At 69.6% G+C, this 17,177-nt stretch carries 18 protein-coding genes and 1 tRNA gene; 4 read left to right on the forward strand and 15 right to left on the reverse strand.

Features of this window, described 5'->3' with window-relative positions:
* The 7 genes from QE416_RS00005 to QE416_RS00035 all read right to left on the reverse strand — a co-directional run.
* On the reverse strand, nt 1-872 hold an 872-nt coding region (locus QE416_RS00005), incomplete at its 3' end, for a beta-ketoacyl synthase (protein ID WP_307312700.1).
* A complete protein-coding gene (locus QE416_RS00010; protein ID WP_307312703.1) occupies nt 865-1,119 on the reverse strand; it encodes a hypothetical protein in 255 nt (84 codons plus the stop codon). The genes QE416_RS00005 and QE416_RS00010, both read right to left, overlap by 8 nt.
* Before the next feature lie 123 nt (nt 1,120-1,242).
* Nucleotides 1,243-1,335, reverse strand: a complete 93-nt coding sequence (locus QE416_RS00015; RefSeq protein ID WP_210073826.1) for a class III lanthipeptide — start codon at nt 1,333-1,335, stop codon at nt 1,243-1,245.
* A gap of 44 nt (nt 1,336-1,379) precedes the next feature.
* Nucleotides 1,380-1,472: a class III lanthipeptide gene (locus tag QE416_RS00020; RefSeq protein ID WP_210073824.1), complete on the reverse strand. Its 93-nt coding sequence runs from the start codon at nt 1,470-1,472 to the stop codon at nt 1,380-1,382.
* 74 nt (nt 1,473-1,546) lie between these two features.
* Nucleotides 1,547-1,840, reverse strand: a complete 294-nt coding sequence (locus QE416_RS00025) for an acyl carrier protein (RefSeq protein WP_210073822.1) — start codon at nt 1,838-1,840, stop codon at nt 1,547-1,549.
* Nucleotides 1,837-2,859 (reverse strand): ribonucleotide-diphosphate reductase subunit beta, encoded by a 1,023-nt coding sequence (locus QE416_RS00030; RefSeq protein WP_210073820.1) that lies wholly within the window; start codon nt 2,857-2,859, stop codon nt 1,837-1,839. Before QE416_RS00030 ends, QE416_RS00025 begins: the two co-directional genes overlap by 4 nt.
* Nucleotides 2,860-3,032: 173 nt before the next feature.
* Entirely contained in the window at nt 3,033-3,194 is a 162-nt protein-coding gene (locus QE416_RS00035; protein ID WP_210073818.1) for a hypothetical protein, read from the reverse strand.
* An 84-nt stretch (nt 3,195-3,278) separates the two neighbouring features.
* Here QE416_RS00035 and QE416_RS00040 point away from each other — a divergent pair, with 84 nt between their 5' ends.
* Both QE416_RS00040 and QE416_RS00045 read left to right on the forward strand, forming a co-directional pair.
* Nucleotides 3,279-3,683, forward strand: coding sequence for a helix-turn-helix domain-containing protein (locus tag QE416_RS00040; protein WP_307312706.1), 405 nt, complete (start codon nt 3,279-3,281; stop codon nt 3,681-3,683).
* A gap of 10 nt (nt 3,684-3,693) precedes the next feature.
* Nucleotides 3,694-4,131, forward strand: coding sequence for an ImmA/IrrE family metallo-endopeptidase (locus QE416_RS00045; RefSeq protein ID WP_210073814.1), 438 nt, complete (start codon nt 3,694-3,696; stop codon nt 4,129-4,131).
* A gap of 72 nt (nt 4,132-4,203) precedes the next feature.
* Here the strand turns inward: QE416_RS00045 and QE416_RS00050 are convergent.
* Both QE416_RS00050 and QE416_RS00055 read right to left on the reverse strand, forming a co-directional pair.
* Nucleotides 4,204-4,276, reverse strand: a tRNA-Arg gene (locus tag QE416_RS00050).
* Between the two features lie 14 nt (nt 4,277-4,290).
* On the reverse strand, nt 4,291-5,055 hold the full coding sequence (locus tag QE416_RS00055) for an NRDE family protein (protein WP_307312708.1): 765 nt from the start codon (nt 5,053-5,055) through the stop codon (nt 4,291-4,293).
* A gap of 182 nt (nt 5,056-5,237) precedes the next feature.
* On the opposite strand from QE416_RS00055, the gene coaBC reads away from it, so the two are divergent.
* Complete coding sequence (gene coaBC / locus QE416_RS00060) at nt 5,238-6,440, forward strand: bifunctional phosphopantothenoylcysteine decarboxylase/phosphopantothenate--cysteine ligase CoaBC (RefSeq protein ID WP_307312710.1); 1,203 nt, start codon at nt 5,238-5,240, stop codon at nt 6,438-6,440.
* A 56-nt stretch (nt 6,441-6,496) separates the two neighbouring features.
* Here the strand turns inward: coaBC and QE416_RS00065 are convergent, their stop codons facing one another.
* From QE416_RS00065 to QE416_RS00090, 6 genes are all read right to left on the reverse strand, one after another.
* Complete coding sequence (locus QE416_RS00065) at nt 6,497-7,162, reverse strand: peroxiredoxin-like family protein (protein ID WP_210073807.1); 666 nt, start codon at nt 7,160-7,162, stop codon at nt 6,497-6,499.
* A 169-nt stretch (nt 7,163-7,331) separates the two neighbouring features.
* A complete protein-coding gene (locus tag QE416_RS00070; RefSeq protein WP_307312712.1) occupies nt 7,332-8,465 on the reverse strand; it encodes a DUF2510 domain-containing protein in 1,134 nt (377 codons plus the stop codon).
* Between the two features lie 64 nt (nt 8,466-8,529).
* Nucleotides 8,530-12,015: an error-prone DNA polymerase gene (locus tag QE416_RS00075; RefSeq protein WP_307312713.1), complete on the reverse strand. Its 3,486-nt coding sequence runs from the start codon at nt 12,013-12,015 to the stop codon at nt 8,530-8,532.
* 33 nt (nt 12,016-12,048) lie between these two features.
* On the reverse strand, nt 12,049-13,593 hold the full coding sequence (locus tag QE416_RS00080) for a DNA polymerase Y family protein (protein WP_307312714.1): 1,545 nt from the start codon (nt 13,591-13,593) through the stop codon (nt 12,049-12,051).
* Nucleotides 13,593-14,309, reverse strand: a complete 717-nt coding sequence (locus QE416_RS00085; RefSeq protein WP_115919912.1) for a hypothetical protein — start codon at nt 14,307-14,309, stop codon at nt 13,593-13,595. Before QE416_RS00085 ends, QE416_RS00080 begins: the two co-directional genes overlap by 1 nt.
* A 168-nt stretch (nt 14,310-14,477) precedes the next feature.
* Complete coding sequence (locus QE416_RS00090) at nt 14,478-15,035, reverse strand: cysteine hydrolase family protein (RefSeq protein ID WP_307312715.1); 558 nt, start codon at nt 15,033-15,035, stop codon at nt 14,478-14,480.
* Between the two features lie 225 nt (nt 15,036-15,260).
* Here QE416_RS00090 and QE416_RS00095 point away from each other — a divergent pair, with 225 nt between their 5' ends.
* Entirely contained in the window at nt 15,261-17,177 is a 1,917-nt protein-coding gene (locus tag QE416_RS00095) for a glycosyltransferase family 2 protein (RefSeq protein ID WP_307317812.1), read from the forward strand.

Raw genomic sequence — 17,177 nt, forward strand, 5'->3', positions numbered from 1 at the left:
TCGACCAGGGCCGCGCGCATCGCTGCGACGGCGCCCCGTCCATCGGCATCGGGGGCGGTCGCGTGAGCGATGTCGGTGGCGGCGCCGAATCCGAGGACCTCGGCGAGCGGCTGCACCCCTCGCCGACGAGCGTGGGTCTCCGTCTCGAGAACGAGCATCGCGCTCCCCTCGCCCAGCACGAATCCATCGCGGTCGGCGTCGAAGGGACGGCAGGCCCGGGACGGGGCGTCGTTTCGCTCCGAGAGCGCGCCGACGATCGACATGCTCGCCATCGAGAGCCGGGTGACCGTGGCGTCGGACGCGCCGCAGACCATCACGTCGGCGACCCGCGCCCGCAGCAGGGCCGTCGCCAGCCCTATGGCGTTGGCTCCGCTGGAGCACTCGGTGGAGACGGTCAGAGACGGTCCCCGCGCGTCGAGGGCTCTCGCGATCTCGGCGGCCGCGCCGCCCATCGATCCGCTGGCGGCCAGGTAGGGCAACCGACGCCGCAGCTCGTGCGCACCGCCGACGGCAAGTGCCGCGCTCGCCTCCGCATTCGTCGCCAGGGGACCGGCAGACGTGCCGACGCAGACTCCGAGGCGCGCGGGATCGACCTTCTCATCGAGTCCGCTCTGCCCGGCCGCCTGAACGGCTGCGGCGAGGGCCATCGCCACGAACCGGTCCACACGTCGTCTGACCTTGGCCGGCACGAGGGGGTGGTAATCGGCATCGTCGACCTGACCCGCGAACCGCGTTCCGAGATCGCTCACATCGAATCCGTCGATGTCGCGAACGCCGCAGTGTCCCGAGAGAAGCGCCGACCAGAACGTCCCGACGGTGGATCCGATCGGCGTCACGACCCCCATCCCCGTGACCACGATCCGCTCAGACATCGCGACGGCCCTCCGGATTCGGTCGGGAGGTGTCGTCCGAGGTGTCGGGCTTACGCCGAGAGGGCCAGAACGGGGCCGAGAGGAGGACCCCGGCCCACACGACGATCGCACCGAGGGGCCAGAAGGTGTCGAAGCTCCCGCGCATGAGGCACCACGCACCCCAGACGAGCAGCACGACGATGGAGACTCCGCCCCACAGGCGCCACTCGGCGACCCAGGTCTTCACGTCGTCCTCGTTGTGAGTCATTTCGTTCTCCGTGTCTTCCACAAATGAGCGAGATCGCACGTTTGGTGGGAGAGGTCACTCCCCCACCAAACGGCGGTTCCGACGACCGGGGCGGGTGCGCTCACCCGCCCCATCACGGTGCGATCAGAAGCAGTGGGTGCTGATGCTGCTCACCGCGGCGAAGCCGTCGGCGGTCTCTCGAGCCGTCTCCAGCTTCTGCAGATCGAGGATCGACATGTTCCCCTCCTTTCCGTGGATCGCCTTTGAGCGCGCTGTCGTGCTCAGCGGACGCAGTGATTGCTGACCGTGCTCGCGGCCATGGCCGAGACGTCGGTGGCCGCCTCGAGCTTCTGGAGGTTGAGGATCGCCTGCATGTCGTCACCTCCTTTCTGTGGTCGCAGTGCGCGGGTCGCGGGCGACGCGGGGTTCGCGCGGGCGACTCGATGGTTCATGACGCCGCCTCGGGTTGCGAGGGCGCGGGGCTGCGGGCGGCGACGATCCGATCCGCGAGCCACGCCAGAGTCACCTCGGCGCGGTCACCCGCCGTGTGCGCTTCGCGCAGGAGGGGCTCGAGATCGACGTCGTAGGTTTCTTCCGAGAAGACGGCGAGCTCCAGGACCGACAGCGAATCGACATCCAGATCGTCGAAGAGGGTGCTCTCCGGCCGGATCGACTCCGGCGCGAGGTCGAGCATGTCGGCGAGAAAGGCGCGAAGCCCTGCGATGACGTCGTCGGGGGTCATGAGGGGTTCCTCTCGATCGGGGCGGCGACGCGCCCGGTGTGCTCTCGTACATGCCGGCCCTCGAGGCGTTCGGGCGCGACCACCCGTGCCCGGTCGACCACGTGGCGGGTGAAAGCGGGGTCGGCTCCGATCCACCGCATGCCGCGCAGGAACGAGTCGACGCCGGTCTGCGTCGCGGCGCGCGCCTCGTGGGAGTCCGCCGCGAGGAAGGCCGAGGTGGGCTGCAGTCGGTCGGTGAGGACGAGCGCGAGCGGCATGGCCCTCTCGAGCACGTCGTAGATCGCGTCGGCGTGGCCCTCTCGGATGCCCGTCCGCAGCGCGTGCAGACCGAAGCTGATGTGGCGTGACTCGTCTCGACACATCGCCGCGAAGGCGGAGCGGATGCCGGGGAGCAGGTCGGTCTTCCCCAGGGCACGCACGATCGAGCGCTGACCGCTCACCGCGAGGACGCCTTCGGTCACGAGGTGGAAGAGGGTGACGCACCGCAGCCACTTCTCGTAGTCGCGGGGATTCGCGACACTCGCCCGCATGATCTCGCCTTCTAGCAGCGCGAGATCCCGATGCTCTTGCTCCGCCAGTTCCCAGGCCTGCCGCAGCATGATCGTCGGGTCGGGGTCATACCCCAGCACTTCGTGACCGACGCGGAACATCAAGCGTGCGTGACGGGCTTCGTCGGCGACCTGGGTGCCGAGGAAGATCAGATCCTCTTCATCGGGCGCACCGAGCTGGACGGGCGCGAGCAGGTCGAGCCCCGTGTACTCGCCGACGATGAACGTCGAGATCGTGGCTTCGAGCTGACGCCTCAGCGTGCGCGGCAGGCGGGTCTGAAATGTGTCGCGATCACGATCGAGACGAACGGCGTCCGCCGACCACTGCTGTTCCTCCCAGCGCCGGTACAGATCGCGCGGGCGAAGGCGACGTTCCGCCAGCAGGTTGGCGTGATCGGAGATGTCGCTCGCATCGAGTGTGCCGAGCTGATCGAACGATGCCGACTCGACCAGCGTGCTCCAACGAACCATGGCCCCCCTCGATTGAGCCGTTATGCACGTCGACGTCGGATCTCACTGGATCGTCGAGCCTCGGGCAGAAGAAGTGGTCGGTTCGAGAGCGGGGGATACGAACGGTGGTCAGGTGCGAAGATACGGTTCCACGCCAGGAAAAGGAGCCAGCGCGGTATTCGGTGAAGACGAGATCAGGTGGGGAACATCTCCTCGACGGTCAGGCCCTGGCGGCCGCCGGCGACGAGATACTCCCGCACCGACACCTCGTCGACGCCGGGGTTCGGCAGGTCCGCACCCCGAGGATCCTGGGCCGGAGAGGCCCGATCCGCAGATCGCGAAGCGCTGGTATCCATATTTGGACACTAACAGACTGAATGCGAACATCTCAACTCGCCGGGAGCCCATTTGCGCACACCTACTCCCCTAGGCTGAACGGCATGGTCCGGCAGAAGAAGACGCCCCACGCGTTCGATGCATATCTCGGCACCGCCATCCGGGCCACACGCGCGCGGCGAGGCATGACGCGAGAAGTGCTCGCCCGGCGCACCGGGATCGCCCTGTCGAATCTCAAGCGGCGCGAAGACGGCGTGAACGAGACGTCCGTCTCCGAACTCGAGCGAATCGCCGCGGTCCTGCAGGTGCCGACGACCGAGATCGTGAGCATGGCCCTGGTCGACTACAGCGGCGGCCGCGGCGCGCAGGACGGGTTGCAGATGCTGCTCGAGTCGATGTCGGAGGCCTCCCCTATCGTCGACGACGAAGACAACGTGACCTACATCGGTCGCACTGCGCCCGGTCTCCGCGACGCCGCCAACACCGACGAGCGGACGACCACCGACTGACAGGGAGATCATGCGGCAGCTCCTCGCCCACGCGGCGCACCTCGGCGTCACCGTCCACGTCGCCCACCTCCCCGAACCGTATCGAGGGTTCTACGATCACGAGCGGCGCCGAGTCGTCTACGATTTCGGCCTCACTCCCATCGAACGCGCGTGCGTCCTCGCGCACGAGCTCGGTCATGCGTTCCACGCGCACCAAGGGCGCGACGATCCCGCCGCAGAAGCCGCGGCCGACGCGTACGCTGCCGCCCTGCTCGTCGATCCCGCGCACTACGCTCGGCTCGAATCGATCGGGCTGAGTCCCAGCGAGGTCGCCGAAGAGCTGGGTGTCACGGTCAAAATGCTTCGCGCCTTCGTCGAACACCACCTCGTCCGCGTCCACGGCGCCGCGTACACACGACCGCGTCTCGGGCGGGACCAGCACGATCATCTCGCACGCTGGGCGTCGTGACCCGGCGGCGAAGCGCCGCCTCAGGGCGAGCACGGCGATGAACAGGAGCCTGCCGAGAGCGTCCGCCCGAAGTGCCCCCGACAGGATTCGAACCTGCGACGCCCGCGTTAGGAGTGCGGCGCTCTATCCCCTGAGCTACGGAGGCGGGATCTCCCCAGCTTACTGCGGCGCTTCACCGCGAGTGGTTCGGGGCGAACTCGCGAGGGGGATGCGATCGCGCAGAGCGTCGACGAGACCCTCGTCCCACCGCCCCGGCTCCGCGAGCGTCCCTTCGCGCAGGTCCACTCCCTCGGGGCCGATGCTCGCGACACAGACCAGAAGCGACTCGAGCACGAGCCCGTCGTGGGCGTCTCGGCGCAGGACCGACCCCTCGGGCTCGCGTGTCGACGTCTCGATCACGCCGAGCCAGGGCATCCACCAGTCCGATCCGTTCGCCAGGCCGGCCTCGCGAAAGGCGCCCAGCCAGCGCGCGATCCGCGGGGTGCCCGGGTCGTCGACGGCGTGATGGGCGACCATGTGCGTGCCGGGGGTCAGCGGCGTGCGACGCGAGACGAGGCCGTCCCACTCCACCAGGTGCGCGCCCGTGGCATCCACCTCCACGAGATTGAAGCCGCGGGTGGCGGGACGGTTCGGGATGCCGGACCCCACCGCGTCGAGGGGAACGCTGCCTCGGCTGACGACCTCATCGTCGCGGCGGTCGGAGAGATCCTCGCGATTGAGCAGCACCGCCAGCCGCTGAGCGGTCGGATCGACTGCGAGCCAGGCACCGCCGGCGCGGTCGTCTCGCACGCCCACGACGCCGTCGCGCTCGGGCCACCAGGGTCCGATGCCGCGCCAGGGGCGATCGCGGTCCTCGTCGCGGACGGCGAGCACCCGCACGGGTTCGCCGGGAGCGGTGGGGACGTCGATCACGACGGTGCACATTCCGACAACGCTACCCGTGCCGAACGAACGTCGGGTGGGCCGTGGAGGCGACCCGACACCGTCACGAGAACGGGCAGCGGCACGAGAACAGGCCGTTCGGTACGGAAAGCCCCCGTTCCCGTCGGCTCCCCTGTTCTCGGCACTCCGCCCCGCCGCGGATGCCGACCTGGAAGACTGGGACGATGTTCGTCGTCGTGGGAGTGACCGGGGGCATCGCCGCCTACAAGACCGTGAGCCTCGTGCGCCTGCTCGTGAAGGCGGGGCATGACGTGCACGTCATCCCCACCGAGGACGCGCTGCGCTTCGTCGGCCTGCCGACGTGGGAGTCGCTCAGCCGCAACCCGGTCACGACCTCGGTGCACGACGACGTCGCGCGCGTCCGTCACGTCGCCCTGGGCCAATCCGCGGATCTGGTGATCGTGGCTCCCGCCACCGCGAACACCCTGGCCGCGATGACGGCGGGATTGGCCTCCGACCTGCTCGGCACGACCCTTCTCGCCACGACCGCACCGGTGGTCGTCGCCCCCGCGATGCACACCGAGATGTGGCGGCATCCGGCCACCGTCCACAACATGGACGTCCTGCGCTCCCGCGGCGTGCACGTGGTCGGCCCGACCGACGGCGTGCTCACCGGCGGCGACTCGGGCCCCGGACGCATGTCGGAGCCCGAAGAGATCGCGGCCGCAGCCCTCGCCCTGGTGCAACGACCGCGCGACTTCGAGGGAGTCTCGATCGTCGTGAGCGCCGGGGGCACCCGCGAGCCCATCGACCCTGTTCGCTTCCTCGGCAACCGCTCGAGCGGACGACAGGGCGTGGCGATCGCGCGGGCCGCCGCCGACCGAGGCGCCCGTGTGACCCTGGTCGCCGCGCACCTCGACGCCGATACCCGTCCCGATCCTCGCGTCGAGGTGATCGCCGTCGGCACCGCCGACGAACTCGGACAGGCGATGGATGCCGTGGCACCCGACGCCGACGTCATCGTCATGGCCGCGGCGGTCGCCGACTACTCCGTCGCCGCGGTGTCGGAGCACAAGCTCCGCAAACAGGACTCCCCCGGCGGACTCTCCCTCGAGCTGAGGGAGAACCGGGACATCGTCGCGGGGCTCGTAGCCGCTCGCCCAGCGGGGCAGACGATCGTGGCGTTCGCCGCTGAGACGGTCGCCGACGACGCCGAGCTGCTCGAGCGCGCCCGAACCAAGGCCGCGCGGAAGGGCGTCGATCTTCTGGCCGCGAACGCCGTGGGGTGGTCTCGCGGGTTCGAGACGTCCGACAACGAGCTCATGATCGTCGACGCCGCCGGCGAGGTCATCTCGACGGTGTCGGGTTCGAAGGACGACACCGCTCACGCGGTGCTCGACGCGATCCTGGTGGCGCGAGGCCGCTGATCCGAGGAGCCTCGAGCCGACCACCGAGGCGGGGCGCCCCGGCGGTCGGCACCGAATCAGCTCTCGCCGAGACGGTCGACGGCCCCGACGATGTCGGCGACCTCCGTGCGCGAGGTGTAGTCGACGTGGACATCTGCGAAGCGGATGCGTCCGGCCCGATCGATCACGTAGACCGAAGGGAAGGGCACGCGCGCCGTCGCGTCGGCGTTGCTGTCCGAGACGGCGAATCCGAGCTCCGTGTGCGCCTCCTGGGCGTGCGCGCTCGGTTCGGTGACGATGCCGAACCGGTCGGCCAGGACGTTACCGGGGTCGGAGAGAACCGCGAAGCCGAGGGAGCCGTTGCTCTGGCTCTGCGCGGTGCCGTCGGCGGTCTGGGGCGAGATCGCGACGAGCTGCGCGCCGCGCTCCTCAAGCGTCGGCAGAAGGCTCTGCTGGTAGGTGCGCAGCGTGATGTTGCAGTACGGGCACCACGCGCCGCGGTAGAAGACGACGACGGTTGCCGTACCGCCGAGGACGGACGAAAACGTGACCGTCGCGCCGTCGGCGGTCACCAGGTCGGCGTCGGGAGCCGCGTCACCCTCGCCGAGGGCACCGGTCGGCACGCCTGCTGCGCGGAGGTCGCTCTGCTCGTCGGAGAAGACCGTGGCGAGGCGATCGCCGATCTGTGATTCGAAGCCGACGTTGAAGTCGTCGACCTGCTGGGCGATGGATGGTGTGGACATGCGTGGCCTCCCCGGTGGAACCGACATCGGGCGTCGGTGAGAGGACCGTATGTCGGCCACGGGATGCCTCGGGCGATGCTGACGCGAAGGGCAACACAACGTCACGCAGCGTCATCATCGAACAGAGGGGAGAGGGCGCCGCCGAATCGACCGACGGCACCCCCTCGTGTCAGTAGCCGTAACTGCTGGAGAACTCGCTGATCATGGTCGTCAGCTGTGAGACCAGCACGATGATCCAGACGATGAGCGCGATGATCACGGCGACGTGGACGGCGATAGACGCCCAGATCGGGGCGAGGCCGGAACCGGTGCGGCGCCGCAGGATGACACCGCGCCCGATGATGTAGACCAGGCCCGAGCCGATCGCCAGCACGAAGAAGCTGAAAGCCCAGTGGAACGGGCGATCGACGCCACGGGCGCGCAGCTGACGCCAGTCGAGGAAGGCGAACAGCACCGTGAGCGCGGAGACCACCAGGCTCACCACGGACGACACCACGGCGATCAGCGTGGTCGCCGCGTTGGTGCCGGCCATCGACGCGGGGCCGGAATCGTACGAGTACACACCGGCGTAGAAGGCGTCGCGGAAGTACGACGACCAGTCGAAGATGACCACGCCGAGCAGACTGAGCACCGGCAGGAAGACCATCAGCCATATCCACACGGTGTTGGTCTTGATGTCGCGGCGGGGCGCGGCGGTGTCGTAGGCGACCGGGGGTGCGCTCGGGTAGCCCGGGGCCGCACCGTAGTCTGCGCCTGCGGCGGTGGCGGCACCGTACGCCGGACCGGTGGGGTACGACGGGGCACTGGGGAAGGCGGGAGCCGACGTGTACGCCGGCGCCGCGGACGGAGCAACGGGCGGTGTCACCGGCGGAACACCCGCGCTGGCCGCGGTGTATCCAGCACCCGCGGGGGTCGAGGTTGCGGAGTCGTTCGGCGCATGCGGCGCGCGGTCGAGCGTTGCGCCCTCATGCGGCGGGTGGGCGACGGGCTCGGACGCGGTGAGCGAGGCGGCGGCGTCGTCGTGTGAGCCGTCACCGCCGGGCGCATCCTGGCCGGAGGCGTCGACAGAAGCGTTCGACGAAGAGGCGTCGTGTGAGCCGTCACGGCCGGGCGTGTCCTGGCCGGAGGCGTCGACCGGGGCATTCGACGAAGAGGCGTCGTGCACCGACTCGTCCGGCGCTGCCTGGTCACCGGCGGCGGAGCGCACCTCATCGGTCCAGCTCGTGCCGTTCCAGCGGCGCAGACCGCCGCCTCCCGCGGGGTCGGGATACCAGCCGTCGGGCGGAGTGGGAGTGTCAGTCATGTCGTTTCCCCTGTCAGGTGCGGAACCGGGCGAGATGGCCCGAGTCTAGTGATGACGTCCGACGTCATCGGAAGTCTCGCGACGAGTGGGCCACGCCCACCCGAAGATCGGTGAACCCGTCGGCGACCACGTTCGTCACTCCCTCGACCGAGCGCTCGAGCACCCCCCGCACGATCAGGGCGGGGGATTCGCGGGCGACCCGGCGGTACCTGTTCCAGACGCCGACCGAGCAGATGATGTTCATCAAACCGTGCTCGTCTTCGAGGTTGAGGAACGTGATCCCGGAGGCCGTGGCCGGCCGCTGCCGGTGAGTGACGAGCCCCGCCACCTCGATCCGCCGATCGGTCTCGAAGGTGCGCAGTTCGCTCGAGGTCAGCACGCCGCGGGCGTCGAGCGCGGCACGGAAGTGGGTGAGCGGATGGTCGTCGGCCGACAGCCCCGTCGCCCACAGGTCGGACGCGAGGATCTCGTAGCTCGACGGATCGGTGAACAACGGCGGCTGTACGGCCACCAGCGAGTCGGGAAGGAACTCCGGGCGATCCAGAGCGGCCGAGCCCGACAGCCAGATCGCCTCGCGCCGTGTGTGCCCGAGGCACTCGAATGCCCCGGCCGTGGCGAGGGCCTCGAGCTGAGCCGTCACCAGCCCCGTACGGCGCACGAGGTCGCGCAGGTCTCGGTAGTCCCCGTTGGTGTCTCGCTCGGTGACGATGCGCTCGGCGACCTTGACCCCGATGCCGGTGACCCCCGCCAGACCGAGACGTACGGCGAACCCCGCGTCACGGCGATGAGCGGGACTCTCGTCGGCTTCGGAGGGGTCGAACTCCCCCGTCGGCGACTGAACCGCGTGCGCGCACGCATCGAGCCCTGTCGGCGCGCGCCTCCCCGGGCAGGGTGCCGATTTCTTGTCTGCTCCTGAGCCCGCGGCATCCGCCTGCCCGGTGACGGCATGATCCGGTGTGTCGCCGATTCCCTCGAGGGTCGCTTCGACCCCCGAGCGCAGCAGGTCTGGTCGACGCACCTGCACCCCGTGCCGTCGGGCGTCGGCGGTGAGCGTGGCGGGTGAGTAGAACCCCATGGGCTGCGCGCGCAGGAGACCCGCGAGGAACGCCGCCGGGTAGTGCAGCTTGATCCAGGAACTGGCGTAGACCAACAGCGCGAACGACAGCGAGTGCGACTCCGCGAAACCGAAATTGGCGAACGCCTGGATCTTGGCGTACAACTCGTCGGCAACCTGCCCCACCAGGCCGTTCTCGGCCATACCCGCGTACAGCGTCTCGCGCAGGGAATCGATGCGCTCGAGCCCGCGCTTGGAGCCCATGGCCCGGCGGAGCAGGTCGGCGTCTTCGGCGGAGCAGTTGCCGATGGCGACGGCCATCTGCATCAGCTGCTCTTGGAACACCGGCACCCCCATCGTGCGCGCGAGCACCGGTTCGAGCTTGGGGTGGACGTAGGTGATCTCTTCCTGCCCGAGTTTGCGCCGCACGAACGGGTGCACGGCCCCACCCTGGATGGGACCGGGGCGGATGAGGGCGATCTGCACCACCAGGTCGTAGAACTTGCGCGGCTGGAGTCTGGGCAGCAAGCCCATCTGCGCGCGCGACTCCACCTGGAACACCCCGATCGAGTCGGCGCGGCACAACATGTCGTAGACCGCCTTCTCTTCCTTGGGCAGCGTCGACAACTCCCAGTCCTCGCCCGTCGCCCCGCGGATGAGGTCGAAGCAGTACTGCAGAGCCGCGAGCATGCCGAGGCCCAGCAGGTCGAATTTGACCAGCCCCATCCACGCGGCGTCGTCTTTGTCCCACTGGATCACCGTGCGGTTCTCCATACGCGCGTGTTCGATGGGAACGACCTCTCCCACCGGGCGGTCGGTGAGCACCATGCCGCCCGAGTGGATGCCGAGGTGTCGCGGCGCCTTCAGCAGCTCCGACGCGAACTCGATGACCTGGTCGGGGATGTCGTGATCGGCCCCGGTCTCGAGCGTTGCGCCCCACCGCTCGACCTGCTTCGACCAGGCGTCCTGCTGCCCCGGGGAGTGCCCGAGGGCTCGGGCCATGTCGCGCACGGCGTTCTTCGGCCGGTACTGGATGACGTTCGCCACCTGCGCAGCCCGCTCGCGCCCGTACTCCTCGTAGACCCACTGGATGATCTCTTCGCGGCGGTCGGAGTCGAAGTCGACGTCGATGTCGGGCTCTTCGTCGCGCAGGCTCGACAGGAACCGCTCGAACGGGAGCTTGTAGAAGATCGAGTCGACCGCAGTGATGTCGAGCAGATAGCAGACGGCGCTATTGGCCGCCGAACCGCGCCCCTGGCAGAGGATGCCGCGCCGACGCGCCTCGGCGACGATGCCGTAGACGATGAGGAAGTAGCCCGGGAAGTCCTTCATCTCGATGACACCCAGTTCGCGCTCGATGCGGCGCCGGTCGTCGTCGGACAGGTTCGGGTACTTCCGCGGGGCGGCCTCCCATACCAGGTGGCGCAACCACGACATCGGCGTGTGCCCCTCGGGGACCTTCTGCTGCGGCAGCGCGGGCTTGGCCCGACGTAGCGGAAAGGCGATCTCGTCGGCGAGCTCGACCGTCCGAGCGACCGCTCCGGGATACCGCCGGAACCGCGCCGCCATCTCGACCCCCGAACGCAGATGCGCTCCGGCGTGGGCGGGGAGCCAGCCGTCGAGCTCGTCGAGCCCGCGGTTGGCCCGCACCGCGGCGACGGCGGCCGCGAGCAGCTCCTTCTGCGGAGCGGCGTAGTGCACGTTGTTGGTGGCGAGGATCGGCAGGCCCCGCTCGGCGGCGAGACCGGCGAGCACGTCGTTGCGACGGGAATCGAGCGGATCGCCCTGGTCCATCAACTCGACGTAGACCGCTTCCGCGCCAAACAGGTCGATGAGCGTGTCGAGTTCTCGCGCGGCTCCGGCCGGGCCCTCGAAAGCAAGGGCCTGACGCACCGCTCCCTTGCGGCATCCGGTGAGCACCGCCCACTGCGGATCGCCCGGTCCTCCGGCACGCTCGGCGAGGTCTTCGAGGTCGTAGACCGGTCGGCCCTTCTCGGCGCCGGTGAGCTGGGCGTGGGTGATCGCCGCGGCGAGTCGGTGGTACCCCTCTTCCGCACGGGCGAGGACGAGGAGGTGCGAACCCATCGGGTCGGCCTCACCGTTCTGGGGACCGGCGAGCCCGAGCGAGAGCTCCGCGCCGAAGACGGTGTTCACCGCCCGCTGCTCGGCGGCCTCGGCGAAGCGCACGATGCCGTAGAAGCCGTCGTGGTCGGTGAGGGCGAGCGCATGCAGGCCCAGACGTTCGGCCTCTTCGACGAGCTCTTCGGGAGAGGACGCACCGTCGAGGAACGAGTACGACGAGTGCGCGTGCAGTTCGGCGTAGGGCACGGTGTCGGCCGGTCGGTCGATCGAGGGCGGCACGTAGGCGCCGCGCTTGTGCGACCATGCCGGGCTGTCGCCTCCGTCGCCGTTCGGCGGGGCCCCGGTGGGACGGCGGGAGTCACTGAGCAGGCGCTCGAGCTCCGACCACTTGACGGGAGGGTTGGTCCAGCCCATCAGCGCACCCCGATCCCGAGGCCGGATCGCTGGTCAGTCATACCGCCCCTCCGCCCGCCACTCGCCCTCTTCCACCACCAGGAGCCACGCACCGCCATCGGCGTCCACCACCTGGAAGCGGTGTGCCTTGCGTGCGCGCAATGCGTCCCACCCCCGCTCGCTGATCGGCCACGGGCCCGCCCACTCGCTGATACGGCGTCGCTGCCCCGCGGTCTCGAGGACCGCGGGCGGAGCGCTCAGGACGTCGCGCTCCCCCACCGTGACCGGAGCCCCTGCGATATCGGTGACCCCCACCAGACGCGGCTCGGGGTAGACGGTGGCGGGCAGGGGGTCGGGGAGACTGCCGGGCCACGGCCGGGTCCGCACCTTCTCGGTGACCGCGCGATCCCCCCACGGCACGAGCACTTGACGCTCGGCGAGCCAGCGCCCACCGCCGATCGTCGGGGTCACGACCCCGCGGTGTCCGAGCATGGCCTGCACGCGCGAGAGGGCGTGGTGCACGCGCTCGTCGGGTCCGGCCCCGAACAGCCCCTTGGCGTGGTGCGCCGCGGCGTCGACGGCCTCGGGTTCGATGTGCACGCCCGCCACGCCGCTGCCGAAGATGCCCTGGGCGTCTTCGGCGAGCTGCCAGCGCACGCGGTCGACCACGGCCGCGGCATCGAACGAACCGGGGTGCAGCCAGACACGCTCGCTGCGCTCGCCCCGTTCCCCCGTGAGCACGACCCGCAGCTCCGTGCACACGAGGTCGTGCGCGCCGAGCTGGGCGATGAATTCCTCGGCCGCCACGCGCATGCCGAACGCGATCTGGTCGGCGAGCTCGAGCGGTGGTTCGAACGCGACATCGCGGTGCAACTCGGGCGGGGGTGTGCGCGGCTGGACCGGTTGGGAATCGAGCCCCCCGGCGAGCGCGTGCAGGCGCACGCCCCTCTCGCCGAAACGCTCTCGTACTCGTTCGACCGAGAGCCCGGCCAGCTCTCCCAGGGTGTGCACGCCCAACCGCGACAGCAGGCTGCCGAACTCGTCGTCGTCGAGGGTCGCGATCGAGAGGGGCGCGAGGAAAGCTCCGGCCTCGCCGGGTTCGACGATGCGGACGGGGTCGTCGGCCGCAGCCGAACGAGCGGCCTGCTCGGCGGTGAACACCCCGTCGGCGACGCTCGCACGCACGCCGGCGAACCCGTCGTCGTCGAGCTGACGGATCAGCATCCGAGCCGCCTCGAGTTCGCCGCCGTAGTACCGCGCCGGCCCGCGCGCCCGAAGAGCGCAGAGCCCCGGCCGCACGACATGCACCCCGGGCGCGCGCTCCTCGATCCGGGCGACCACCGGGGCGAACGCCCGCACGTCCCGTACCGGGTCGGCCGGCACCACCTGCAGCCCGGGGCACAACGCCTGCGCGTCACGGCGCTTCTGCCCGCGGCGTACGCCCTGTGCGCGAGCCGCCCACGAGCACGCGATGACGAGGTTGTGCGCGAAAACCGCCACCGCGGCATCCGGTCGAGGAGGACTGACGGCCTCGCTCACGAACGCCGTGATGGGCCAGTCGGGGAACCACAGCACGAGGCTGCGCGTCGGGGCCTGCATCACCCCACCGCCCGCACCGGGAACGCGGTGCGCTCGCGCGGAACCAGACGCTCGGCCGGAGCGCCCAGCAGCTCGATCGACCCGTCGGCCGCGGGCAGCAGCATGCGGGCGCGCCGGGGGTTCGGCGAACGGCGGCTGGTCACCGACACGGTCAGTTCGCGACCAGCCAGATACCCGTGCCCCTGGCCGAGCCCCGACCATCGGGGGTCGGCCACGTCGATCACGGCCTCGGCCTGGGGCCAGGCTCCCTGCACGAGCAGCACCGACCCGCGATCGCGCAGGCGAGCGGCCAGTCGCGTGGTCTCGGCACCCCCGCGCGCGGCCGTCGATCCCGAGGGAGGGCGCACGGCCACCACGGGGAGCACCTCGGTGATCGTCGCCGTCACGGCCAGCCACCGGGGACCCGGATCGGGGATGAACACGAGACGGTCGAGATCGAGACCGTACTTCTCTGCGGCCTCGGCGCCGAGCTCGGGCATGCCGATCACCCCGCACCACGCCCCGTCTTGGGAGGGACGGGCCATGAGCGCCAGCAGAAGAGAGGCCGAGCGGGTCAGCGCGTACGCCGACCCCGGCCGCAGGCCCCCACCGGGTAGCAACGACGAGAACGCCGGGTGCGTCGGCAGGACGGGGGCGTCCATGCGGCGCCCCTGCATGCGCTCGAGGCGATCGCGCAGCGCATGGATATCGGGTACGGCCTGTACCTGGTCTCTCACGATCGCCCTCACTCCCACAGGTTAGAACATCTGTTCGATGACCTCAATCCCTGTGGGTCGAAGATACGATCGACCTCCGACATCGCGCGGAAAGCGCCGATCGCGAAACGAAAAGCGCGCGCGGGCTCGCCGACATCCCGCCGAGGACGGCTCCGTGCACACGCCGTTTCAGACCAGATCGGTCGTCGCGGTGATCCGCGCGAACCCTCCCTGCTGCAGCACGACGGCCGTGTTCGCCATGAGTTCGGCGGCCGTGCGGGTGACGGTCCCGAGCCCCGCGATCTCTCCGCTCAGGTCGAAGGTGCACGTGGCATCCAGCACCACGGTCACGTCGTAGCCGAGGTTTCCCGCCATGCGCGCGGTCGTCTCGACGCACATGTTCGTCTGGATGCCGCAGATCACCAGTTCCCGGATGCCGCGCTCGCCCAGCCAAGCGTGCAGGTCGGGGTCTCCGTAGAACGCCGAGTTGACGCTCTTCGACACGACGAGGTCCGCCGGGGCGTCGGCGACCACCTCCACGAGGGCGTTGCCCTCGGCATCGGGGTGAAGGGGGGAACCGGGAGAGGCCGAATCGTGCCGCACGACGACGATCGGCTCCTCCGCCCGGCGCCAGGCGTCGATCAGCGAGGCGACGTTGCGTTCGCAGTCGGGGTTCGCGGTCGGCCCCCAGAAGGCGAGGTCGTCGAACCCCTGCTGCATGTCGATGACGAGGAGAGCGCGGGCCATGCATCCATCTCACCACCCGAGCGGTGCTTCTCGGACCGAGGAGACGAACCTTGTCGTTTCGGTCGCTCGCGCGTCAAGGACTGTGCGGGTGAACTTCTTCTCAAACAGGATGAAAAGTAGACGGAAAGGTTCACAAACGTGATCGTCGAAACCACCATTCATCGCGACGACCTGCGACGAGAGGTTCGGCGTCGAGAGCTGTCGAAGGCGCGACGTCTCGCTCTCGTGCGAATCATCGTGATCCTGTCGGCCGCCACGGGACTCAACTACATCACGTGGCGCTGGCTCGCCTCGGTGAACTGGGAGTCCTGGTGGATCGCCGTCCCCCTCGTCCTCGCCGAGACCTACAGCCTCATCGACTCCCTGCTGTTCGGCCTGGGGGCGTGGCGACTCCGCGAGCGCCACGACGCTCCCCCGCTCCGGCACGACGTCACGGTCGACGTGCTCGTGACCACCTACAACGAGCCCCTCGACCTCGTGATGCACACCGCCCGCGCGGCGAAAGCGATCCGCTACCCGCACGAGACGTGGATCCTCGACGACGGCGATCGCCCCGAGCTGCGCGCTCTCGCCGAGGCCGAGGGCATCGGGGTGGTCACCCGCTCAGAGGCGTGGCGGGACCGCCCGCGCCACGCGAAGGCCGGCAACCTCAACAACGCCCTCATGGTGACCGAGGGCGAGTTCCTTCTGATCCTGGATGCCGATCAGGTGCCGTCCCCCGATATCCTCGACCGCACCCTCGGGTGGTTCGAAGACGACACCGTCGCGCTGGTCCAGACGCCCCAGTGGTTCGTGAACGTGCCCGTGAGCGACCCGCTGGGGAGCCAGGCCCCGTTGTTCTACGGCCCCATCCAGCAATCCAAGGACGGCTGGAACGCCGCCTTCTTCTGCGGGTCGAACGCGATCCTCCGCCGCGAGGCCATGATGCAACTGGGCGTCTCGCGCTACGTCGGCGAGGTCACCCTCGCGGTGAACCGTGGCATCCGCTCCTCCCGTCGGGTTCTCGCCCGTGCTCGCCGCGAGCACGTCTCCGATCCCCGCATCACGGCATCCCTCGACGCGGTCGGGCGAGCCCTCGACGATCTGAAGTCGGGGATCGCCCGCGGGGACGCTCTGGCGGATCTGACGTTCGCGTTCCAGCGCCGCATCGTCGAGGTGCGCCGAGAGCTCGCCGACCAGGACATCGCGAGCGTGCGCGCCGAACTCGCCGAGCTGGCCGAGGTCACCGGCGACCCCGCCGCTCTGGCCGCCGTCGACGACCTCGCCCTCGACGCCCTCGGCGAGCGCAGCCTGTCGCCGCTGGCCGCGGTGGAGTCGGTGAGCATGCTCGTGGAGTCCTTCGACGTCGGACGCGAAGAGGAGGCCCAGGCGATCATGCCCCTGGCCACCATCTCGGTCACCGAGGACATGGCCACCTCGATGCGCCTGCACGGCCTCGGGTGGACGTCGGTCTACCACGACGAGGTCCTCGCGAAGGGACTCGCCCCCGAGGACCTGCCCACCATGCTCACCCAGCGCCTGCGTTGGGCCCAGGGCACCATGCAGGTCATGTTCCGCGAGAATCCGCTGGTGCAGAAGGGCCTCAGCTGGGGTCAGCGCTTGATGTACTTCGGCACCATGTGGAGCTACCTGTCCGGGTTCGCGGCGATCGTCTACGTCGCCGCCCCCGTGCTGTACCTGTCTTTCGGGGTCATGCCCGTCCAGGCGTGGAGCGTGGACTTCTTCGCCCGCTTCATCCCGTTCTTCGTCATCAACCAGGTGCTCTTCCTCGTCGTCGCGAACGGACGCCCCACCTGGCGCGGCGCGCAGTACTCATTGGCGCTCTTCCCGGTCTGGATCCGTGCGGTGACCAGCGCGTTCGACAACGTCTACCGCGGTCGCTCGCTCGGCTTCTCGGTGACCCCGAAGACGCGCTCGCTCGAGAACCGCCCGCGGTGGGATCTGGTGAAGCCGCAGCTGTGGGTGATGGGCGCCATGATCGCCTCCCTCGGTGTCGTGGCGATCCGCTATGCCGCCGGTCAGGCCGAGGGCATCGCTCCCCTGATCAACATCGCGTGGGTCCTCTACGACCTCGCTGTCTTCAGCATCATCGTGCGCGCGGTGCTGTACTCCGCCTCCGATCACCAACCGAAGGGTTATTGA

This window comes from Microbacterium sp. SORGH_AS_0421, assembly GCF_030818635.1.
GTDB lineage: Bacteria > Actinomycetota > Actinomycetes > Actinomycetales > Microbacteriaceae > Microbacterium.